The organism is Labrys okinawensis (assembly GCF_002982075.1).
Taxonomy (GTDB): domain Bacteria; phylum Pseudomonadota; class Alphaproteobacteria; order Rhizobiales; family Labraceae; genus Labrys; species Labrys okinawensis_A.
Map to the genome: position 1 here is coordinate 121,632 of NZ_PUEJ01000011.1, position 21,719 is coordinate 143,350.

Here is a 21,719-nt window from a genome sequence, read left to right on the forward strand (position 1 = left end):
TCGTGCCGCATTCCTTGAGCTAGAGCCAAGCCCGCCGGTGTGCCGGCGACGTTGACCGACGATCGATGCCATGACCTCACCACCACCCCTTCTGGCCATGCGTGGCCTCGTCAAGAGCTTCGGGCCGACCCGGGCCCTCGACGACGCCTCGCTCGTGGTTGCGCCCGGTTCCGTCCATGGCCTGGTCGGGCAGAACGGTGCCGGCAAGTCGACCCTGATCAAGGCTTTGGCCGGTCTCGTCAGCCCGGAAGCCGGCAGCATCGAATTCGAGGGCCGGCCGCTCGACCATCTTTCGCCCCAGAAGGCCGAGCAGCTCGGCATCGCCTTCATCCATCAGGATCGGCTGCTGGTGCCGACCGCCACCGTCGGCGAGGCACTGTTCCTGGGGCGTGAAACCATGGCATCGCGCTTCGGCGTCTGGCAGGCGAGCCTGCAGCGCCGGGCCGACGAGGCTCTTCGGCATTTCTTCGGCATCACCCTGCCGCGCGGCGCGCTCATCCGCGACCTGTCGACGGCACAGCAGCAGATCGTCCAGATCACGCGGGCCCTGCTGGCCAAGCCCCGCCTGATCATCTTCGACGAACCCACGGCCGCGCTGGCCAAGCGCGAGGTCGAGAGCCTGTTCGCCGCTATCGCGCAATTGAAGGCGCGCGGCCTCACCAGCATCTACATCTCGCATTACCTGGCCGAGATCGAGCGCATCTGCGACGTCGTGACCATCATGCGCAACGGCCGGGACGTCGCCCATGTCGAGCCCTCGCACACGACGATCAGCGAGATCACCCGCCTGATGGTCGATCGCGACGTCAAGGACCTCTTCCCCCGGCATCGCGCCGGCCGCGGCAAGCCTGTGCTGTCCGTTGCGGGCCTCGGTGCGCCGCCGGCCTTTGCCAACGTATCCCTGGCCGTGCATCGCGGCGAGGTGGTCGGGCTGACCGGGCTGCTCGGCTCGGGGTCCAAGGAACTCGTCCAGGCCCTGTTCGGGCTGCGGCCGGCCCGGGCGGGCACGATCGAGGTCGACGGGCAGGCGCGACGCCTCGCCAGTCCCGTGGCGGCGGCGCAGGCGGGCCTCGCTCTGGTGCCGGAGGACCGCCGGGCCCAGGGCGTGGCGCTCGGCCTCTCCATCCGCGAGAACGCCACCCTCGCCAGTCTGGGCCGGATTACGCGTCTGGGCTGGCTCGACCGCTCAGGCGAACGTTCTAAAGTGTCCAGGCTGATCGAGGCGCTCAAGATCAAGGCCAGCGGCCAGGAGGCGCCCGTGCGCACCCTCAGCGGCGGCAACCAGCAGAAGGTGGTCATCGCCAAATGGCTGGCCCGCCGTTCCGACATCTATGTCCTCGACGAGCCGACGGTGGGAGTCGACGTCGCGGCCAAGGCCGAGATCTATCGCCTCATTGCCGAGCTGGCGGAGGAGGGGGCCGGCATCCTGCTGCTCTCGGCCGATCTCGACGAACTCCTGGGCGTATGCGACCGCGTCCTTGTCATGCATCGCGGCGGCGTGGTCGGCACCTATGAAACGTCGGTCACATCGTCCGACCAGCTGCTGGCCGCGGCCCTGACGGGCGCCGGCCCCGGGGAGGGAGCCAGCCATGCCGCATGAAACCCTGGAGGCAATCGCCGCAGCGACATCGCCCTCGATCCACTGCGACCCTGACAAGACCAGCACGCGCGCGGGCTGGCGGGATCTTGCCGGCGGTGCCGGCGCCCGCCTGGTCCGGGCCGGCGGGCTGCTGTTCTTCCTGGCCGTGATGGCCTTCTTCGCCATCAACACGCCCTCCTTCGTCTCGCCCGCCAATATCGGCCTCATCCTGTCGCAATCGGCGGTGCTGGGCATATTGGGGTTCGGCCTGACGCTGGTGCTGATCGCCGGCGGCTCGGACGTGATCGCCGGCGGCATCGATCTCTCCCTGGCCGGCACGCTCGGGCTTTCGGCCGCGATCTTCGCTGTGCTCAACCAGGCCGACTTCTCGGACATGGCCTGCGTGGCGGCCTCGCTCGGCGTCGGCCTCCTCGTCGGCCTGGTCAACGCCCTTGCCGTGGTCTGGCTCCGGATCCTGCCTCTGCTGGCCACCCTGGCCGCCATGAATGTCTGCGCCGGGCTCGAACTGGTGGTGACGGAGAACACCACCATTCCCGCCGCCTCGCCGCTGATCGACGGGCTCGGCCTGCCGGGACCGGTCGATATTCCCGTACTCGGCTGGCTGCTCCTGGCCCTGTGCGCGGTCCTCGCCGCACTGCTGCATCTCACGCCCGTCGGCCTGCGCGCCTATGCGGTGGGCGGACACCGCGAGGCGGCCAAGGCCGCCGGCATCGCCGTCGGCCGCTATGTCGCGCTGTCCTATGTCGCCAGCGGGCTGCTGGGCGGGCTGGCCGGTGTCGTCTCGGTCGCCTTCCTCAACGGGGCGACCGGCGGTTCGGGCGACATGCTGCTGCCGGTGGTGGCGACCGCCTTTCTCGGCTTCATGTTTTCGCGCCGGCTGGTGCCGACCATCCCCGGCACGCTGCTCGCCGCAGTCTTCCTGGGCGCGCTCACCAACGGATTCCAGCTCCTCCATGTCTCGACCTACTGGGTCAACGGCATCGAGGGTGTGCTGATCCTGGCCGTCGTCGCCGCTACCGCCAATCTCGCAGGCAGGAGGGCGTCATGAGCACCGTTGGGGCCGAAGGGCCGCGCACCCGGCCGGCAGCGGAGCTGCTGCGCTTCGGCATTCCGCTGGCGCTCGTGCTGGTGGTAGCCGTCTTCTCCGCATTGGCGCCGGGCTTTCTGACGCTCGCCAACATCACCGGCGTGCTGGTCAACAATGTCGCCTTGACGGCCATCGTCGCCATCGCCATGACCCTGACGGTGGCCTCGGGCGGCACGGATCTGTCGGTGGGTACGGCGGTGGATCTCGGCAGCCTCGCTTTCGTCTCGGCGGTGTCCGCGGGTCAGCCGGTAACGCTGGCCTGCCTCTATGGCGTGGGCGCGGGCATCGGCACCGGGCTCTTCAACGCCGTCCTGATCGCGCGCCTGTCGATCACGCCGTTCCTGGCGACCCTCGGCACGCTCTTCATCGGCCACAGCCTGCAGCAGCTCACCACCGATGGCGGCAATCCCGCCTATGTGCCGGCCGGCAGCATACCGCCCGCGCTGGCCTTCATCGGCCACGGCACCCTCCTCGGCGTGCCGGTCTCGCTGCTCCTCGTTGCGGTGCTGGCGCTCGGCGCCTGGCTCCTCCTGGAGAAATCGAGCTTCGGCCGCACGGTCCTCGCCGTCGGCACCCAGGAGGAGGTCGCGCGCTATTCCGGCTTGCCGGTCCGGCGGATCCTGGCGATCGTCTACATCCTGTCCGGGGCCGTCGCCGCCGTGACGGGCATCCTGCTCTCCTCCAACGTCAACGCCTATGTGCCCTATTCGGGCAATGCCTATCTGCTCAACGCCATCGGCGCGGCCTTCATCGGCACCTCGCTCAGCCGTACCCGGCGCGCCAGCATTGCCGGCACGATCCTCGGCGTGCTCCTGTTCGGCTTCGTCTCCAACGGCCTGCTCCTGATCGGCTGGAACTTCTACTGGCAGCAGGTCGGTGCGGGCGTCCTGATCTTCCTTGCTCTACTGCTGGCCTTTGCCGGGCGGCGCGAGAATTGAAAGGGCATGTGAGGGCCAGGCACGCTCCGGCAGGTGGATGTCGCCATGGCCTGGGCTAAACCCAATGGGCTTCAACCTTGCCGGAACGGTCCGGGTCCTGCTTGCCGCAAGTGCAGCCCGTTCAGCGCAAGCCAGCGCTCGACCTCGAGAGCCGTGACGTGCCCGATGCCGCGTTCGGCCAGTAATTCGTCCCAGGAATAGGCCGTTGCAATCGTCGTCAGGTTGCGGGCGCGCTGCGCCAGCGTGCGTCCGCCCTTATGGGCATGGCGTCCCTGCAGGAGCTGATCCAGAGCCCGGCGCTTCAAACGCATGGCCGTGTTCCCCTTGTGAAAACGTCATTTCTGGAGCCGGGTCCGCCCTGATGAAAACGCCCCCGCTCTCCCTCCTTGCTCCGGCTCGTCGTCAGCCATGCAGGCGCGGAAAGCCATGCCGCTCGGCCAGAAGTTCGAGAATGCGCCGGGTCGGCTTGACGAAGGCGACATCACCGAAGCGCTCCGCATCCTCGGGAATCGGCCCTTGCCCCAGCACCAGCGCCGGCAGCGACTGGTTGGCCTCGCCCAGTTCGGCAATCACCGCCCGGCGTGGCCGGGCGAAGGGCACGCGCTCGATGTCGAGACGACCGGCAAGTTCCGGAGAACTCACCAGCAGCCCTTCGATCTGGTTGCTGTGCGGGCAGACGAAATGCTGGCCCGGATGATTGGGTTCCTCGAATCCGGCTTCGAGCAGGAAGAGCTTGTCGCGGCTGCGGCTCATCTTCGGGTCTCCTGTCAGTTCGTATCGGCGCGCACGGCAGCCGGATGTTTCTCGACGCGATCGTAGAACACGTCCCCCTGGGTATTCTGGAAATAGCCGGTAACGCCCTTGGCGAGCACGACCTGGTCGCTGTCCTGCAGGATCACGACATAGGGCGAGCTCTTCTGGAGCTTGCGCTGCAGCGACTGGTAGAGGGCGATGCGCCTCGCCGGATCGCGTTCCCGGACGGCTGCGGACGTCTCGTCGCTGAGTTCAGGGATGATCCAGCCGGCCTGCTTGGCGATGGTGTTGCGCTTGTTGTCGCGGTTGACCGCGAAGGCGCTGGCGTTGGAATGCGGGTCGAAATAATCCGGCCCCCAATAGCGCAGCGTCACCTCATACTGGCCGGATCGTGCCTTGGCGAAGATCTCGCTGCTCACGCCCGGTTGGATGTCGAGCGTGAGCCCGGCCTGGCCGAATGTCTGCTGCAGGGACTGGGCGATGGTGAGGAAGAGCGGTTCATTGAAGACGGGGAAACGGATCCTCGTCGGGCCGATGCCGGCATCGGTCAGGATCTTCCGGGCCTTGGCGACATCGAGCTTGTAGGGGGTATCGCTCAGGGCCCCCGGGAATCCGGCGGGCAGGAAGGCCTGGTGCACGCGATATTGCCCGCGCAGCAGGTTCCGGGCGATGCCCTCATAGTCGACGAGATAGCGAGTGGCCTCCCAGAAGGCGGGATTGCCGAGGGTCGGATTGGCCTTGGTGTTAATCAGAAGATATTCGAGCCGTGCCGAGGGCGTCGCATAGAGGCTGACCTGGCTCTTGTCCCTGAGCGTCTCGATCTGGTCCGTGCCGAGACCCCGGGCGATATCGGCATCACCCTGTTCGACCAGCAGGCGGCGGGCTGCCGGATCGGGCACATTGCGGAAAATGAGCCCCTGCAGCTTGGGGGCGCCGCCGGGCGAGGTGGGGTTGGCGTCCAGCATCAGTGCCTCATGCGCCGTATAGGCGCTGATCTTGAAGGCGCCGCTGCCGGCCGAGTGCGACTTCAGCCAGCCATTGCCGAAATCGCCATTACTGGCTTGCGGTGCGAGCACGGTCTCGTCGAGGATCGAAGCGACGTTGGCTGTGAGGATGGCCAGCACGAAGGACGGGCCGACATCGGCCTGCCAGCTCAGCCTGACCCTGCCGTCGTCGATCTTGCCGATGGCGGCGTCGACATTGTCGGCGGTCCAGCCGAGTTCGTTCAGGATGAAGGCCGGCGCCTTGTTGAGCTTCACCGCGCGGGTGAGGGAAAAGATCACATCCTCCGGCCGGACGGGATTGCCCGAGGCGAATCTGGCGTCCTTGGCCAGTGTAAAGGTCAGGCTCTTGCCGTCGGCACCCGCTTCCCAGCTCGAGGCCAGCGCCGGCTTGATCGCGGCGCTCTCGTCGCGATCGGCCTGTACGAGGCGTTGATAAAGCGCGTTGGCCACCTGCCCCGTCGTCGACTCGAAGGCCTCCGCCGGATCGAAGCTGGCGACGTCGTCGATGGACTGCGCCACCACGGCAATTCCAGGCGGCGTTTCCGACCATGCCCCAGGCGCCTGCAGCGCGAAGATCAGTGCCGTAAAGCCGAGAAGTCCGATCTTGTGTCGCATGCGGCCTGCTCCGAATTTCAAGGAAAGAGGCGTTGCGCGCCGGTCCGGGTCTTGATGCGCTGGCTGGCATGCGCATTGGGCAAGAGGCCGTATTCCCTGTTGTTGACCAGCTCGTTCTCCTGCTTCTCCTTCACCTTCTCGATGAGGAGCCGCAGCTGTTCCTGGATCTGGTCGTAGGGGTGGGAGTAGAGGTCGGAGACGCGGGTCTGCACGTCGAGCACGGTGGTGACGGCATTGAGCGAATATTCGCGGGGCGCCTCCTCATAGTCGACGAAGGTCTCCGGCAGATCCGGATCCTGGTCGCGGCGGGGAGAGCACTCGACCTCGGCGCTGATGTCGCCCTGATCTTCCTTGACCCGGTTCAGGCGGTAGATGCCGGCCTCGACGGGCGTCCAGGGCAGGAAGGATACCAGCCAGCGCGGCGTGATGCCGGACCACTGGGCCCTTGTCTTGGTGGCATTGGCAAGCTGCCTTGCCGCCGCCTCGTTCAATGTCCGGCGGACGGCAGGTTCGTCGGCCATGCGGTGCTCCTCATCTGGTTCATGCTGCGGAAAGAAGTCTTGATTCGACGTATATCCAGCGCGGCGGAGCCCCGGACAAATGCCCTAACAACCGATATGCCGCGTGGCTTCGGCAAACATCGTGGGCAAGATGTGAAATAGGCTTCAACCCCGCCATTCCCTGCCTATTCTCCAGCCACGCTGGCGATGAGGGGATCTTTCTCCCTCGGCGCCATCCCAAAGGGCCGCTGGGCGTCCCGGTAGAAGTCGAGGGCCTTGTCGATGAGCCCGCTGGAACAATGGAAGCGGTCCGACAGGATGAGGATGGCCTGATCGCGGGTGAAACCATCTCCGCGCAAGGCGTCGAAGGCCTCGCCGATATCGAGCCATTGCGCCGGCGGCCGGCGGTTGCGGCGGCTGCGATCGGGCTTGGCCGGATCGAGCAGTTCGGCGACCAGGCTGAGGAATTGTGGCGAGGCATAGGCTTCGCGCAGCCATGTGCCTGCCTGCTGCTTGGCGGCGATGACGCGTCCCTGGTCGATCAACCTGCGCAGATAGGCCGTGCGCGGGCAATAACGCGCCTTAGCCACGGCCAGCCTCCGTCTCCGCCGCGGGGCCGGCTGACCCGCGATCGGGGCTGGAGCAGGTCGACGGCGGCGGAGCAAAGGCAGGCGTCATGGGGCTTTCCGTGAGATGGGTGCAATCTTGAGAATCCAGCTTTGATTGAAATTTACAATTTGTCTATAGAAATAGTAGACAATAAAACTAAGAGCGGTGAAGGTGATGAAGGGTGGCCTATCCGCCGCCTGTTCGCCCCTGCCGCCTCGTCGCAGAACGCTCCAGGAAAGGGCCTGCCATGACCGAGATCACGCAGCATGCCATCGCCTTGCAGGAAGAGGCACCGGCTGCCGCGCGGCCGCTTGCGCCGGGCTGGAAGCTCGATGCCCTGGTGGCGCAACTCAGGCTCTCGCGCGAGATCACCCACAATATCCGCCATCAGGGCCGCATCCGCCGCACGCCCTCGCGCGAGACGGTGACCTCGATCCTCGACGGCCTGCAGGCGGCGCTCTTCCCCAGCCATTACGGGCAGTCGGAGATCGGGGCCGGCAACATCGACTATTTCGTCGGCTCGACGCTCGACAATGCCCTGATCCTGCTGACCGAGCAGGTGCGGCGCAGCCTGGCCTTCACGCGGGACGATGTCCCGCCGGAGGCCAGCCTGCGCGAGCAGGCCCTGGCCATCACCGGCGATTTCGCCAGCCGGCTGCCTTCCATTCGGGGCGTGCTGGTCAGCGATCTCACCGCAGCCTTCCGCGGCGATCCCGCAGCCACGAATTTCCCCGAGATCCTGCTCGGCTATCCCGGCATGACGGCGATCATCTACCACCGTCTCGCCCATGCCCTGCACGGGCTGGGCGCCACCTTCCTGGCTCGGCTGATCTCCGACATCGCCCATTCGAAGACGGGCATCGACATCCATCCCGGTGCCGAAATCGGCGGCAGCTTCTTCATCGATCACGGCACCGGCGTGGTCATCGGCGAGACGGCCGTCATCGGCGAGCGCGTGCGCCTCTACCAGGCCGTGACGCTGGGCGCCCGCCATTTTCCCGCCGATGAGAGCGGCGCGCTCGTCAAGGGCAGTCCCCGGCATCCGATCGTCGAGGATGACGTCGTCATCTATGCCGGCGCCACCGTGCTCGGCCGCATCACCATCGGCCGGGGCTCGGCGATCGGCGGCAATGTCTGGCTGACCCGCAGCGTCCCGCCCGGCAGCCAGATCACCCAGGCCCACGCTCGCAGCAACGGTCAGGTCGACTGACGATGCTGCCGACGACCACTGAATGTTGGCCGATAATGGTTCTCGTCATTGCGAGCGCAGCGAAGCAATGACGCTGCGTGTCAATTCCATGGCCTTCTCATAATCTCAACTCAACTACGCCGCTGGTCCCGGCCCCTCAACCCCCGGCGCTGTCTCGAGCGGCCACCAGGTCGAGGCGAGATAGCGCTCGCCTGTGTCCGGCAGGATGGCGACGATGATCTTGCCGGCGTTCTCCGCCCGCGCCGCCAATTGGGTGGCGGCCCAGAGCACGGCGCCCGAGGAGGTGCCCGCGAAGACGCCTTCTTCCGCCACCAGTTCCAATGCCGTCCGCCGGGCCTGCGCCGTGCTCAGCGCGATGATCTCGTCGGCGATCCCCGTGTCGACATTCTTCGGAAGCTGCTCGGGCGGAACCTCGCTCACCTTGTGCACGCCATCGATCTCGTCGGGATAGGGGTTCTCCTCGGTCGGAATGGATCCCTCCGCCGGCTCGGCGATCACCACCTTCAGGCCCGGTTTCTTCGATTTGAGGAAGCGTCCGGCGCCGGCCGTGGTGCCGCCGGTGCCGACGCCGCCGACCAGAATGTCGACCGTGCCGGCAGTGTCGCGCCAGATCTCGGGGCCTGTCGTCTCGAAATGGGCCCGCGGATTGGCGGGATTGGCAAGCTGGTCGGCGAAGAAGGCCAAGGGATTTTCCTCGCGGATGCGCTGCGTGATCTTGTCGATCGCCTCCGGATCGAGAAAGAACGCATTCTTTACCGTGACGATCTCCGCCCCGTAGAGGCGCAGCAGCTTGACCTTGTCCTGGCTGATATTGTCGCTGACATAGAACTTGGCCCGGTACCCGCGCGAGGCGGCCACCGCGGCAAGGCCGATGCCGGTGTTGCCGCTGGTCACGTCGACGATGAGATCGCCCCGCTTCAGGCGGCCGGCCGCTTCGGCCTCGGCGATGATGGCCCAGGCCGCCCGGTCCTTGATGCTGCCGGCGGGATTGAAGAACTCGATCTTGGCGACGATCCGCCCGAACAAATTGCGGTTGCGGGCGTAGTTGTGCAGCTCGAGCAGCGGGGTATTGCCGATCAGGTCGGTGAGGTTGTCGTGGATGCGGCCGGGCTTGGCCGCGGCGGTGCGGAGAGTGCCGGAATTCATGTCAGGTCTCGACTGTCTTGGTAGGGGCCTTGGAGCGGACTTCCAGTCCGCATCGTCCTTTCACAAGTGCGGGCCGCGGGCTGAAGAGGAAGCGGATATCGCGACAGGCGAGCCTGTCGCTGAGAAGTCCGCGCTCCCAGTTCCCCAGCCAAGTTCGGGCGCGATATGACGGATGAAATCGGTGAGAATCTGCTCGTAATCGTGCTGGTCGAAGGCATAGGGCAGCTCCAGCCGGAACTCGCTTATGCCGGCGAGCACCGGATCGGCGGCGAGGCGCTCCAGGATCTGCTCGGAGGGGCCGACGAGATCGGCGGCATAGAGCGTGCGTCGGGGACCGTTGGGCGCCAGCGTGCGGGCCTGCCGGCTGGCGGCATAATCGGCATAGCGTTGCCGCGTCGCCCGATCGGCGCTGTCATAGGGCACGATGACGCGGCCGAGGGCAACGCGAGGCAGCGCCGAAGCCTTCCGATAGGTTTCGAGCTGGCGCGCCTGGGCTTCGAAGAAATCGTCGGTGCCCTCGCCCGTGGTGACATTGCCCATCAGCAGATTGAAGCCGCTGCGGCCGGCCCATTCAGCCGAGCGCAGCGAGCCGCCGCCATACCACAGGCGCTCCACCAGCCCCTTGGCGTAGGGCTGCAGGCGGGGCCGGATGCGCCCGCCGGGAATGTCGATCAGGCTGTCGGGCGCGCCGAGATAATGACCTCGCAGATTGTCCGCCAGCCGCTGCACCCTTGCATGGGAGAAGTCATGGCCGCGCCACTCGCCGTCGAAGACCAGGGGTGCCAGCAATTCGGCATGCGGCGGCGTACCGGCACTGAGGCCGACATTGAGGCGCCCGCGCGAGAGCACGTCCACGGTGGCAAGATCCTCGGCCAGGCGATAGGGGCTCTCATACCCCATCGGGATCACCGCGGTGCCGAGCTGGATATGGCGGGTGCGCTGGCTCGCCGCCGCCAGGAAGACCGCCGCGGCGGAGACGCCCGGTTCCAGGTGGCGCTGGCGCACCCAGGCGCTGTCATAGCCGAGGCTCTCGCCGAGCTCGAACAACTGCAGCGTACGCTCCAGCCCGCCCGCCGGATCATCGTCCGGGTAGCTCCCCGGTGACAGGAAGCCGACATGGCTGACGAGGGGAGAAGGCATGAATGTCCTTATGTCCTTTTTGGCTTGCTGGATAGGCGGCGTGGGAATCAAGGCGAGAGAACCCTATGCTGCCCCTCACCCTTACCCTCTCCCCGCAAGAGGCGGGGCGAGGGGGACGCAAGCGTTGTGGTCTCCCGTTTGGCCCTGCATCTCGCCCGACGGTTGGGCGAGATAGAATCGCTTTCGGTTTGAGCCGCTCCATCGAAGTCCCCCTCGCCCGCCTCATGCGGGGAGAGGCTATAGCGTTTTGCGATTAGACGGAGTCACCAAGAATCGCAAAGACGCGTCAGAACAATGAGTTAGAGAAAATAAGCGTTCACGCTTGAACGCGCTTTGCTCTAGGGGTGAGGGGCGGCGCGACGGTACTGACCTCATCCCATTGCGGCGACCCCTCAGCTCTTCGGCAGGCCTTGCGGATTGGTCTCGGACTTCTCGACCGCCTCGGCGCTCAGGTTCCAGCGAGCGAGCGTCTTGGCGTATTTGCCGTCCTTGATCAGGCCGTTGATGGCGATCGTCACGGCATCGGCAAGGCCGCCGCCCTTGCGGGTGGTGACGGCGATGTCGGCGGTGAGCGGCCAGCCGCCCGAAAGCGTGCCGACCAGCTTGGTCTTGCCGGTCTGCGCCGACTGGAAGGCCTGGGTGGCGTTGACGCTGAAGGTGATGTCGGCGCGGCCGGACTGCAGGGCGAGCGTCTTCACCGCATCGTCGTCGTAATACTGCACCTCGATCGGCTTGAGGCCGGCGGCCTGGTTCTGCTTGTCCCAGGCCAGCAGGATCTTCTCCTGGTTGGTGCCGGCATCGGTGATCACCTTCAGGCCGGCAATGTCCTTGGGCTCCTTCACCGCCGTGATCGGGCTGTCCGCCTTGACATAGAGGCCGAGCACGTCGCGCCGATAGGTGGAGAAATCGAACTTCTCCTTGCGCTCCTCGGTCACGGTAACGTTGGTGATCACGGCATCATATTTGCCCGAGGACAGGCCGAGCGGCCAATCCGCCCATGCCACGGTTTCCAGCACCAGTTCCTTGCCGAGGCTGTCGGCCACAAGCTGGGAAAGATCGGGATCGAAGCCGACCGGCGTCTTGGAATCGGTGGCATAGGTCGCGATCGGCGGCAGGCCGGGATCGACCGCCACCACGAACTTGCCGTCCCGAGCGAATTTGGCGTCCTTCGAGATCGCCTTGATCGCCTCTTCGTTCTTCTCGGCGCGCAGGCGGCCGGGTTGCTCAGGGCTGAGGTCGAACTCGCCGGCGAAGGCGGCAAAGCTGAGGCCGAGGGCCAGCGTAGCCGCGAGGGCTCCGGGGGCGATGGAAGCAAAGCGGGTCGTCATGGGGGCTCCTGATCGGGCTTGGGGGGAGGAAGGGCAACGGCGGCCGCCGCGCCGGCACGGACGTCGATGAAATTTGGCGTCACAGAACCTTGGGCGTCACAGAACCTTGGCGAGGAATTCACCGAGGCGGGAATGGGCGGGCGCATTGAAAAGCTGTGCCGGCGGCCCGACTTCGAGGATGCGGCCGTTCTCCATGAACACCGCTGTGTCGGCGACCTCGCGGGCGAAACCGACCTCATGGGTGACGATCACCATGGTGGTGCCGGAGCTGGCGAGCTCCTTGATCACTGCCAGCACTTCGCCGACCAGTTCCGGATCGAGGGCCGAGGTCGGCTCGTCGAACAAGATGACCTTGGGCTTGAGCGCCAAGGCTCGGGCGATGGCGACGCGCTGCTGCTGCCCGCCCGAGAGCTGGCGGGGATAGGCGTCCGCCTTGTCGGCGAGGCCGACACGGGCCAGAAGGTCGCGGGCCTGCTCGACGGCCTCGGCGCGCGGCACCTTCCGCACCGAGACAGGGGCTTCGATGATGTTCTCCACCACCGTCAGATGCGGGAACAGGTTGAAGTTCTGGAACACCATGCCAATCGAGGACCGCCGCCGACGGATGGCGCTCTCCTTCAGCTCGTAGAGCACGGCGCCGCGGCGCTCATAGCCGATCAGTTCGCCGTCGATGGCGATGAAGCCTTCATTGGCGCGCTCCAGATGATTGATCGCGCGCAGCAGCGTCGACTTGCCCGCGCCTGAGGGGCCGAAAATGGCCGTGACTTCGCCGGGCCGGATGGTGAGGTTGACATCGTCCAGGACGGTGTGGCTGCCATAGCGCTTCGACAGGCCGTGGATCTCGATCAGTCCTTCCTGGCGGGCCGGACGCAACGCCGAAACCAGCGGCTTGCGAATGGCTGGCGCGGCCGGCCGGGGGATCGCGGTCGCCTTATTTTGGCGGCGATTGTCACGGCCGGTCAGGCGGCCCAGCAGGGACGCTGGGGCGGTGCGCAGGGCGCCCCTGGCATAATGCCGCTCGATCCTCAGCTGGATGAGCGAGAGCACGCTCATGATGATGAGGTACCAGACCGTGGCCACCATCAGCAGCGGGATGACCTCGAGATTGCGCCGGTAGATCACCTGCACGGTGTAGAACAGCTCCGGCAGCGCCAGGACATAGACCATGGAGGTCGACTTGGCCAAGCCGATGATCTCGTTGAAGCCACTCGGCAGGATGGCGCGCATCGCCTGGGGCAGCACGATGCCGAGGGCATGCCGGCGCCGCGACAGGCCGAGGGCAGCGGCCGCCTCGTGCTGGCCCTGGTCTACCGACAGGATGCCGCCCCGGATGATCTCGGCGGAAAAGGCCGCCTGGTTCAGGCTGAGGCCGATCAGCGCCACCGCGAACGGACTGAGGACCTCCACCAGATTATACTGGGCGAACCGGATGCCGGTGAAGGGAATGCCGATATCCAGCGTGGCGTAGAGATAGCCGAGATTGTTGAGGATCAGCAGCAGCACGATCAGCGGCACCGAGCGCAGGAGCCAGATATAGCCCCAGGAGATCCCAGCGAGCAGCGGCGATTTGGAGACGCGTGCAAAGGCCAGCGTACCCCCGAGCAGGAAGCCGAAAAAGGAAGCCAGCACGGTGAGAAGCACCGTACGGGCGAGCCCGACCAGGACGGGCTCGGAGACGAAATATTGCGCGAAGACGCCCCAGCCCCATTTCGGATTGGTCAGGATCGAATAGAGCGTGGCACCAAGGATGAGGACGGCCACCAACGTGCCGACGGCACGCCAGGGATGCCGGGCCGACACTACCCGGTAGCGCGAATAGTCGGACGCGCCGCTCGCCTGAGGGCCAGCGATCTGGGGCGCTGCAAGGACACCGTCGAAATCCGTGGTGGAGGCCATCTCGCCCTTCTCTTGTTTTGATTCACTTAGTCCATAGAAAAACTAGATTAAATGGCAAAAAGAGGCTGTACCGGTGATACCCGTCAGCCCGTCTTTCGCCCCTGCCCACGATCCGGCGTGGCCTGGCGCGCGGCTCGGACAGCGCTGAGTGCGACCAGCCTGTCGTCCGCCGGCGGCACATCGCCTGTCACCGGTTCGGCCGCGGTGGCGAGATGGGAGATGTCCTTCTCGAAGGGCAGCGAGCCATAGGTCTCCGGATCCTTGGTGACGTCGAACAGGGCGGTGTAGCCGGTGGAAAGGTAGAGGCCCGCGGCCTCCGGCTGGCGAAAGCCGGTGGTGAGATAGATGCGGCTATAGCCCTGGCGGGCGGCCTGCGCTTCGAGTTCGACCAGTACCTTGCGGGCGAGGCCCTGGCGGCGCAGGTCGACATGGGTCCACACGCGCTTGAATTCCGCCGTGCGCTCGTCATAGCGCTTGAAGGCGCCGCCGGCGATGGCGACGCCGTCGCGCAGCAGGAGCATGAAATTGCCATGGGGCGGGGCGAAGAGTTCAGCGGGATAGCGGCTCATTTCCGCCGAGCCCGGTTCGCCCCAATAATTGCCGTAGCGCGACTGATATTCGAAAGTCAGCGCCTCGATCAGGGGACGGGCCTTCTCGTCCAGCGGCGTGGTATAGAAGAAGACGTCTGTCATTTTGCCGGCTCACTGTTATCGGAGAGATAGTCCTGGACCAGCGCGACCCAATAGCGCGCCGCGTCGACCAGAATGGCATCGTTGAAGTCGTAGCGGGGGTTGTGCAGGTCGGCGCTGTCGCCATTGCCGATGAAGAGATAGCTGCCCGGCTTCTCCTGGAGCAGATAAGCGAAGTCCTCGCTCGCGGTGATCGGCCGGAAGCGCTGGCGGATGCGCTCTTCCCCGAAATGGCGGGCCGCGACCTGCCGGGCGAACTCGGTCTCGCCGGCATGGTTGACGAGCACGGGATAGCCGCGCGGATAATGGACCTCGGCGCGGGCGCCGAAGGCGGTGGCCTGGCTTTGCGCGAGCTCGATGATGCGTTGGCGCACGCTTTCGCGCACCTCGTCATTGAAGGTGCGGATGGTCAGCTGCAGCTCGACGCTGTCGGGGATGACATTCGGCGCGATGCCGCCATGGATCGAGCCGACGGTGACGACAACCGCCTCGAGCGGGTCGACATTGCGCGAAACCACCGTCTGCAGCGCCAACACCAGCGAAGCCGAGGCCACCACCGGATCGACCGCCTGCTGGGGCTTGGCGCCATGGCCACCCTGGCCGATGATGCGGATGACGGCAAGGTCCACCGAGGCCATGGCCGGCCCGGTGAGGAAGCCGAATTCGCCGGCGGGCACGCCGGGCCAATTGTGCAGCCCGAACACGGCGTCGACCGGGAAACGCTCGAACAGTCCATCCTTGATCATCGCGCGGGCGCCGCCGCCATTCTCCTCGGCCGGCTGGAAGATCACCCTGAGCGTGCCGGAAAAAGCGCGCGTCTCAGCCAGGTGCTTGGCCGCCGCCAGCAGGATCGCGGTGTGGCCGTCATGCCCGCAGGCATGCATCACCCCCGGCACCGTGCTGGCATAGGGCAGGCCCGTGGCCTCGGTGATCGGCAGGGCATCCATGTCGGCCCGGATGCCGACGGCTCGCCCACCCCTGCCGCTTCTGAGCGTGCCGACCACGCCGGTGCCACCGACATTGCGCGCCACCTCGTAGCCCCAGCCCTCCAGATAGCCGGCGACGAGGGCGCTGGTCTTTTCTTCCCTGTAGGCGAGTTCGGGCTGAGTGTGCAGCTTGCGGCGCAGGGCGATGAACTCGTCGCCCTGCAGCGCGATCTCGGCCGCGGCGGCCGAGGGCGGGGGAAACTGCGCCGTCATCAGGCCGCCTCCTCGCCGGTATCGGCCGTCGGCACCGCATAGCGGCTCTCGCGATAGGGCAGGCCGAGATGGTCCCGGAGCGTGGTGCCGAACTGGGCCGGGCGGTGATGGCCTCGCGCCTCCAGGATCGGCAGGACATGCGCCTCGAAATCATCGAGGCCGGCCGTCAGCACATGGAAGCCGAGCACGAAGCCATCGGCGGCGCCTCCCTCCACCCAACGGACCAGCTCGTCGGCGATCGCCTCCGGCGTGCCGATGAAACTGGTGCGCGGCGTCGCGACATCGAGCGCGATCTCGCGCAAAGTGAGCTTCTTTTCACGCGCCACGCGCTTGATGCGGTCGGTATGGGCGCGGAAATTGTTGGCGCCGATGTCGCCGAGATCCGGAAAGGGTTCGTCGAGGGGGTAGGCGGTGAAGTCGTGATGGTCGAAGAAGCGGCCGAGATAGAGCAGCGCCTCGTGATCCGTCACCAGGGCGCGGATTTCCTGATATTTGCGCTCGGCCTCCTCCTGCGTCGATCCCACGATCGGGGCAACCCCCGGAAACACCTTCAGGTGCTCGGCCGAACGGCCATGGGCCAGCGCGCTCTGCTTGAGCTTGCGCGACAATTCGCGATTGTCTTCGAAGGATTCGGAACCGGCGAACACCGCATCGGCATGGCGGCCGGCCAGCTTGATGCCGTTATCCGAAGCGCCGGCCTGGAACAGCACGGGCTGGCCCTGCGGCGAGCGGCCGAGGTTGAGCGGCCCCTCGGCGGCATGGAAGCGGCCCTTGAAGTCGAGCCGGTGCATCTTGGTGAAATCGGCATATTGGCCGGTCTCGCGATTGCGCGGGAAGGCGTCGTCGTCCCAGCTGTCCCACAGCCCCTTGACCACCTCGATGTGCTCGCCGGCGATTTCGTAGCGCAGGGCATGGTCGGGATGTTTGTCGCGATTGTAGTTGCGGGCCGAGCCTTCCAGCGGCGAGGTCACCGCATTCCAGCCGGCGCGGCCGCCGCTGATCACGTCGATCGAGCCGAACTGCCGGGCCACGGTGAAGGGATCGGAATAGGAGGTCGAGAGCGTGCCGACCAACCCGATGCTTGCGGTCGAGGCGGCCAGGGCCGAAAGCAGGGCGATCGGCTCGAACCGGTTGAGGAAATGCGGAATGGAGACCTCGTTGATGTAGAGGCCGTCGGCGATGAAGACGAAGGCGATGCCGGCCTTTTCGGCCTGGCGTGCGGTGCGGACATGATGCTCGAAATTGATGCTGGCGTCGGCCGGCACGCTCGGATGCTTCCAGGCGTTCATATGGCCGCCCGGGCCTTGCAGCATCACACCGAAGGGAATGCGTTTCCTGCTCAAATCTCTCTCCTCAAATGGATGAATGGTCAGGCGCGAATGACTTGGCGCAGCGCCGGCTGTTGCGTGACCGGAGGCCGCCGCACGGCGGCACCGTGTTCCCGTGCGAGCTGCTCGACCAAAGTGAGCCGTGCATCGCCCTTCACGGCCGGCTCGATGATAAATTCCTCGATACCGTGGCCCTCATGCAGGCGATCGAGCGCCGCCACCACGTCGCCCGCCGTGCCGGCGAGAACGCTCGGCGTCTTGCGCTCGACGCGGAATTCGCTGGCACCGGCTTGGCGCGCATAATCCTCCGCCTGCGCCTCGCTGCCGACTGTGACGCTCTGTGCGCCGGGGACGTGCACCTTGAAGAGCTGCAGGCCGGCGGCCTGGCGTGCGGCCTCTGCGGCGCTGTCGGCGACGATGGCGGCCACGGCCACCAGGGGTGGTCGCCCGGTCCCGCTGCGATAGGCGGCCACGGCATCGGCCAGCAGCGCATCGTCGCCATTGAGGTGGCGGGCGAACACGAACTGCCAACCCCGGGTGGCGGCGAGCCCAGCGCTTTCCACGCTGGCGCCCAGCAGGAAGCGTTCGGGCGCCACCGGCGGGTGCGGGGTCGCGCTCAATCCGGCCAGCGTGTCGCCGGCCGCGACCGGTCCCTCCAGGAAGCGGCCGAGATCCTCGAGCTGCTCGGCAAAGCCCGGCTTGCGGGCGGGATCGTAGGCGCCCTGCAGCGCGCGCGTCGCCAGCGGCAGCCCGCCCGGCGCCTTGCCGATGCCGAGATCGATCCGTCCGGGCGCCAGCGAGGCGAGGAGATTGAAGACCTCCGCGACCTTGTAGGCGCTGTAGTGCTGCAGCATCACGCCGCCCGAGCCGATGCGAATGCGTGCGGTGTTGGCCAGCAGGAAGGCGATCAGAACTTCGGGAGCGGAACTGGCAAGTTCAGGGGCATTGTGGTGCTCGGCGACCCAGAAGCGATGATAGCCGAGCCGCTCCGCTTCCCGGGCCAGGACCAGGGTTCGCCTGAGGGCGTCGGCGGCTTTGTCACCGGGAGAAAGGGGGCTTTTGTCGAGCAAACTCAGCCTGTAGCGCATCGTGCCTTATCTCGATTACAGTGCGGCGCCGAGGTGTCGCCGGAAGAATGAGTCACAATAGACTACTATTTCTATATATTAAATATAAATTTTCTGAGGCCGCGTCGCGGCGGCGCAGTGGATTTCTCGCAGACCGTTCGTTGAGGATCTTCCGTGGCGCATCTCAAAGCGGGCAAGAAAATCGCCATCGGCGGTTTTCCTGGTCTCGCGGTGCCACAAACGGAAATGGCCGCCGATCCTGCAAAACAGCGGTCAGGATCAAGCCGACCGGAAATTACATCCATGCGCGATCGTTCTCAGGTGGACGAACGGGCGGCACGCAGCAATGGCTGCTGAACAAGGGCGTAACGCTCACGAATGTCGGCCAGATGCCCACGTGATGCCGAAGCAGCTGCGGAACGATTCTTCCAACCAAACGTTCAAACTTGCACCAGGCTTAGGTTCATTGGGTTCATTGGGTTCATTGGGAAATGATATGGCTGAACGCAAGATGCAGGCCCTGGTGAGCACCGGCGCTGGCGGCCTTGACGAGGTTCTGCGCGGCGGCCTTCCAGCCTCCAATTTGTATATTCTTCAAGGCGCGCCAGGATCGGGAAAGACCACCCTGGCGCTTCAATTCTTGCGCGCCGGCGTGGCAGCAGGCGACCGCTGCATCTATGTCAGCTTGTCGCAGACGAAGGCCGAACTCGAAGCAATCGCCTTGTCGCACGGCTGGACGCTGGATGGGATTCGCGTCGAGGAGTTGTCGGCCTCCGATGCGGTCAACGGCGCCACCGACCAGACGATCTTTCAAACGGCCGAGCTTCGCCTCGACGAGACCCGCAAGGCGATCGAGACCGCCATCGAGGAACACAAGCCGAGCCGGCTCGTTTATGATTCCCTCCTCGAGATCCGGCTGATCACGGGGGACACGCCGCGTTTTCGTCGCGAGTTGATTGCCTTCAAGGCATTTCTCGCCAAGCGCAACGTGGTGGCGCTCCTGCTCGATACGCAGGTTCCCGATGCCCAACATTCGGGCGAAGAGGTTGAAGGTATCGCGCATGGCGTGATCTGCCTGAACAAGTCGCTGGAAGAATATGGCGCCATCCGCCGCCGCGTCGAAGTGAGCAAGATGCGCGGCGTGCCTGTTGCCGACGGGTATCACGACATGGCGATCCGCGAGGGCGAAGGCGTGGTCGTGTTCCCACGGATCCTACCGGGCGCAGCTGCCCAGACCGTCAAGCCGCAATTGATCAAGTCAGGCGTCGACGAACTTGATGCAATGTTCGGCGGAGGGCAGGAATCCGGCACGACGACCCTCGTCATCGGGCAGGCTGGCACTGGCAAGTCGACCATGGCGTCCCTTTACGCGACCGCTGCGCTCAAACGCGGGGAAAGCGTCGCCCTGTTTCTGTTCGAGGAGCGCATCGAGACTTTTTTCCGGCGCTCCGAAGGGCTGGGCATGGATCTGCGCCAGTTCCACGAAGACGGCCAACTCATCATCAGCGACTTCAATCCTAACGAGATCTCCCCGGGCGAATTCGGGCAGATCGTCCAACAAGCGGTGCGCGGTGAAAATGTGCGGGTCGTCGTGATCGACAGCTTCACTGGTTATCTCAACTCGCTCCCGCATCGCGACAAGGCGGTGCGCGATATCCAATCATTGCTCAAATACCTGGCCCGCGCTGGCGTGCTGACAATCCTGATCGTCGCCCAGCATGGCTTGCTGGGGCAGGGCGTCGGCATCGATGTCGATGTGAGCTTCCTGGGGGACACCGTGCTCCTGCTGCGGATCATGGAGCATGATGGGCGCCTGCGGCGCAGCATCACGGTCGTGAAGAAGCGGCACGGCCCGCACGATCTCGACGTGCGCGAGTTGTTCATCCAAAGCTCCGGCGTCATGGTGGTCCCCTATAACCCGCTTCCGGAGGCGTGAGGCCGCCGTGTTGGGCGCCGACTCCTCTCTCGATTGGGTGCTGATCCTTGCGCCATATCGGCGGGATGCCGAGTATCTTGAGACGCTACTCAAGCAGCACGATGTGATCGTCCGGCGGGCCGAAGGCCCGCGAGAGGTCGCCAAACAACTCGCTGAGGAACCGGGCGTCGTTGTCGTCACGCATGAAGCCTTAAGTCCGGCGGCACTCGGCATCATCGCGGCGCATGTCGCCGACCAGCCGAGTTGGTCCGAGATGCCGATCATCGTGCTTCTCGACAAGGCAGCCCCGCATGCGCGCATCCGCGCGGAACTTAACGCCAAATGGTCAGGTTCACGGCAGATCTTTTACCAACGCCCCGTGGCGACGCTGGAATTGCTGAGCGGCATACAATCGGCACTGCTGGCCAGGCTCCGGCAGCGCGAGGTCAGGGATCACATCGAGCGTGAGGTTGAGCTCCGCCGCGAACTTAATCACCGGGTGAAGAACATTCTCGCGAGCGTGACCGCGATCTTTGAAATGACGCGTCGCAGCGCGACGTCGTTCGACCAAATGACGAAGGATTTTTCCGGCAGGCTCGTTGCATTGTCGAAGGTTCATTCCGTCGTATTCGAGGCAGGCGGCGAAGCGGCCGACCTCACCGAGATTGTTGAACGGACCTGCTCGCCCTATCGCAATGACGGAGACGACCGCATTACATTCGCCGGGCCGCCCATCAAGATCAAGCGAGATGCAGGCATGACCCTTGCGTTGTGCTTTCACGAGCTTGCGACAAACGCGCTCAAATATGGCGCATTATCGCGTTCGGATGGCCGGGTCCGCCTGGAGTGGGCGTTATCGTCCGAAAGCAATTCGATCTTGACCTTAAGGTGGACCGAAAGCGGGGGGCCAACAGCCGCCGAGCCGTCAAAGCCCGGCTACGGGATGCGCTTCATCCGCTCGGCTTTGCGAGGCCTGTTCGGCTCTCCGCCTCAGATCATTTTTGATCCGCGAGGGCTGCGTTGCATCGCGGCCGGACCTTTTTCTCGCGTTTGCTGAAACGTCGAGGTCAGAAAACAGTTTAGGACGATGGGCGCGCAGTCACCACAACTTCGTATCTTCTATCTGGAAGACAATCCGTTGATTGTGTTCCATGTCGAAACCATGATCGAGGACCTCGGATTTGTCTTTGCCGGCTCGGTCGGCAGCTTCGCCGACTTGGTATCGAGCTTCGATGCGTTCGAGATGGACGCCGCCTTGGTCGATATCGATCTTGCCGACGGACGTACGGGCCCCAACGCTGCCGCCTGGCTGCACGAGCGCGGTATTCCCAGCATCTTCGTCACCGGCCAGGTCGGGCTCGCGGCCGAGTACCCGCTGCCCTCGCTCGGCGTGATCGCCAAACCGATTTCGGTCGAAGACCTCGCCGACAAGCTGGAGTTAATTCGCCGCCGCGCAAGCCGCTGATGCCTGCCGACGACCGTCTCTCTGGCCGTACAGTATTGTCCGCCCCTCTGTGGGCGGTAATGCGCGGTGAGATCGCCATTTGGTCGCGCAAGGGACGGCGCAGTAAAGCACCTATTGCTTCGAAATTATTTTTGCCCAAAGAGCGGCGTAACGTCAGTTTTATGCCTGCCAGCCAGGCGACTCACAATCCCTGTACCAAGTTCTGAAAATAAAAATTGACGGCACGATAC

At 65.3% G+C, this 21,719-nt stretch carries 20 protein-coding genes and 1 pseudogene; 8 read left to right on the top strand and 13 right to left on the bottom strand.

The genetic code is table 11. The features are described from left to right. Positions 1-70 precede the first annotated feature (70 nt). Genes C5L14_RS25125 through C5L14_RS25135 form a run of 3 tightly spaced genes read left to right on the top strand, consistent with a single transcriptional unit; the run spans position 71 to position 3,625 of the window. Complete coding sequence (locus C5L14_RS25125; RefSeq protein WP_105864809.1) at positions 71-1,600, top strand: sugar ABC transporter ATP-binding protein; 1,530 nt, start codon at positions 71-73, stop codon at positions 1,598-1,600. Next, entirely contained in the window at positions 1,590-2,648 is a 1,059-nt protein-coding gene (locus C5L14_RS25130) for an ABC transporter permease (RefSeq protein WP_105864810.1), read from the top strand. The genes C5L14_RS25125 and C5L14_RS25130 overlap by 11 nt, the downstream gene beginning before the upstream one ends. Beyond that, positions 2,645-3,625: an ABC transporter permease gene (locus C5L14_RS25135; RefSeq protein ID WP_105864811.1), complete on the top strand. Its 981-nt coding sequence runs from the start codon at positions 2,645-2,647 to the stop codon at positions 3,623-3,625. The genes C5L14_RS25130 and C5L14_RS25135 overlap by 4 nt, the downstream gene beginning before the upstream one ends. A 71-nt stretch (positions 3,626-3,696) precedes the next feature. Here C5L14_RS25135 and C5L14_RS25140 read toward each other — a convergent pair whose 3' ends face one another. From C5L14_RS25140 to C5L14_RS25160, 5 genes and pseudogenes are all read right to left on the bottom strand, one after another. Then, positions 3,697-3,936: a hypothetical protein gene (locus tag C5L14_RS25140; protein WP_105864812.1), complete on the bottom strand. Its 240-nt coding sequence runs from the start codon at positions 3,934-3,936 to the stop codon at positions 3,697-3,699. A gap of 91 nt (positions 3,937-4,027) precedes the next feature. Next, positions 4,028-4,378 carry a DUF3088 domain-containing protein gene (locus tag C5L14_RS25145; protein ID WP_105864813.1) on the bottom strand — a complete coding sequence of 117 codons (351 nt, stop codon included), beginning with the start codon at positions 4,376-4,378 and terminating at the stop codon, positions 4,028-4,030. Between the two features lie 14 nt (positions 4,379-4,392). Further along, entirely contained in the window at positions 4,393-5,997 is a 1,605-nt protein-coding gene (locus tag C5L14_RS25150; RefSeq protein ID WP_105864814.1) for an ABC transporter substrate-binding protein, read from the bottom strand. Positions 5,998-6,032: 35 nt separating this feature from the next. Further along, positions 6,033-6,518 (bottom strand): annotated as a pseudogene (locus C5L14_RS25155) (hypothetical protein); the annotation flags it as partial. A gap of 164 nt (positions 6,519-6,682) precedes the next feature. Then, positions 6,683-7,087 (bottom strand): hypothetical protein, encoded by a 405-nt coding sequence (locus tag C5L14_RS25160; RefSeq protein ID WP_105864815.1) that lies wholly within the window; start codon positions 7,085-7,087, stop codon positions 6,683-6,685. A gap of 266 nt (positions 7,088-7,353) precedes the next feature. On the opposite strand from C5L14_RS25160, the gene epsC reads away from it, so the two are divergent. Further along, positions 7,354-8,316 carry a serine O-acetyltransferase EpsC gene (gene epsC, locus C5L14_RS25165; protein ID WP_105864816.1) on the top strand — a complete coding sequence of 321 codons (963 nt, stop codon included), beginning with the start codon at positions 7,354-7,356 and terminating at the stop codon, positions 8,314-8,316. Between the two features lie 114 nt (positions 8,317-8,430). On the opposite strand, the gene C5L14_RS25170 is transcribed toward epsC, so the two are convergent. From C5L14_RS25170 to C5L14_RS25205, 8 genes are all read right to left on the bottom strand, one after another. Further along, positions 8,431-9,462: a PLP-dependent cysteine synthase family protein gene (locus C5L14_RS25170; RefSeq protein WP_105864817.1), complete on the bottom strand. Its 1,032-nt coding sequence runs from the start codon at positions 9,460-9,462 to the stop codon at positions 8,431-8,433. Between the two features lie 60 nt (positions 9,463-9,522). Beyond that, the gene (locus C5L14_RS25175; protein ID WP_105864818.1) at positions 9,523-10,602 is read right to left on the bottom strand and encodes an LLM class flavin-dependent oxidoreductase; all 1,080 of its coding nucleotides are present in this window, start codon (positions 10,600-10,602) and stop codon (positions 9,523-9,525) included. 392 nt (positions 10,603-10,994) lie between these two features. Then, the gene (locus C5L14_RS25180) at positions 10,995-11,930 is read right to left on the bottom strand and encodes an ABC transporter substrate-binding protein (protein ID WP_105864819.1); all 936 of its coding nucleotides are present in this window, start codon (positions 11,928-11,930) and stop codon (positions 10,995-10,997) included. Between the two features lie 96 nt (positions 11,931-12,026). Then, the gene (locus C5L14_RS30870; protein WP_105864820.1) at positions 12,027-13,826 is read right to left on the bottom strand and encodes an amino acid ABC transporter permease/ATP-binding protein; all 1,800 of its coding nucleotides are present in this window, start codon (positions 13,824-13,826) and stop codon (positions 12,027-12,029) included. Between the two features lie 83 nt (positions 13,827-13,909). Continuing rightward, positions 13,910-14,518: a GNAT family N-acetyltransferase gene (locus tag C5L14_RS25190; RefSeq protein WP_105864821.1), complete on the bottom strand. Its 609-nt coding sequence runs from the start codon at positions 14,516-14,518 to the stop codon at positions 13,910-13,912. Next, on the bottom strand, positions 14,515-15,714 hold the full coding sequence (locus C5L14_RS25195; protein WP_105864822.1) for a M20 aminoacylase family protein: 1,200 nt from the start codon (positions 15,712-15,714) through the stop codon (positions 14,515-14,517). Before C5L14_RS25195 ends, C5L14_RS25190 begins: the two co-directional genes overlap by 4 nt. After that, a complete protein-coding gene (locus C5L14_RS25200; protein ID WP_428832660.1) occupies positions 15,714-17,027 on the bottom strand; it encodes an LLM class flavin-dependent oxidoreductase in 1,314 nt (437 codons plus the stop codon). Before C5L14_RS25200 ends, C5L14_RS25195 begins: the two co-directional genes overlap by 1 nt. 56 nt (positions 17,028-17,083) lie before the next feature. Continuing rightward, on the bottom strand, positions 17,084-18,130 hold the full coding sequence (locus tag C5L14_RS25205; RefSeq protein WP_105864824.1) for an MsnO8 family LLM class oxidoreductase: 1,047 nt from the start codon (positions 18,128-18,130) through the stop codon (positions 17,084-17,086). A gap of 153 nt (positions 18,131-18,283) precedes the next feature. On the opposite strand from C5L14_RS25205, the gene C5L14_RS30115 reads away from it, so the two are divergent. From C5L14_RS30115 to C5L14_RS25220, 4 genes are all read left to right on the top strand, one after another. Next, positions 18,284-18,466 carry a hypothetical protein gene (locus tag C5L14_RS30115; RefSeq protein ID WP_146127020.1) on the top strand — a complete coding sequence of 61 codons (183 nt, stop codon included), beginning with the start codon at positions 18,284-18,286 and terminating at the stop codon, positions 18,464-18,466. Between the two features lie 139 nt (positions 18,467-18,605). Further along, positions 18,606-20,045 carry an ATPase domain-containing protein gene (locus C5L14_RS25210; protein WP_105864825.1) on the top strand — a complete coding sequence of 480 codons (1,440 nt, stop codon included), beginning with the start codon at positions 18,606-18,608 and terminating at the stop codon, positions 20,043-20,045. Between the two features lie 7 nt (positions 20,046-20,052). Further along, on the top strand, positions 20,053-21,081 hold the full coding sequence (locus tag C5L14_RS25215) for a sensor histidine kinase (RefSeq protein ID WP_105864826.1): 1,029 nt from the start codon (positions 20,053-20,055) through the stop codon (positions 21,079-21,081). A 30-nt stretch (positions 21,082-21,111) separates the two neighbouring features. Further along, the gene (locus C5L14_RS25220) at positions 21,112-21,489 is read left to right on the top strand and encodes a response regulator (protein ID WP_105864827.1); all 378 of its coding nucleotides are present in this window, start codon (positions 21,112-21,114) and stop codon (positions 21,487-21,489) included. The last annotated feature ends 230 nt before the right edge of the window (positions 21,490-21,719 follow it).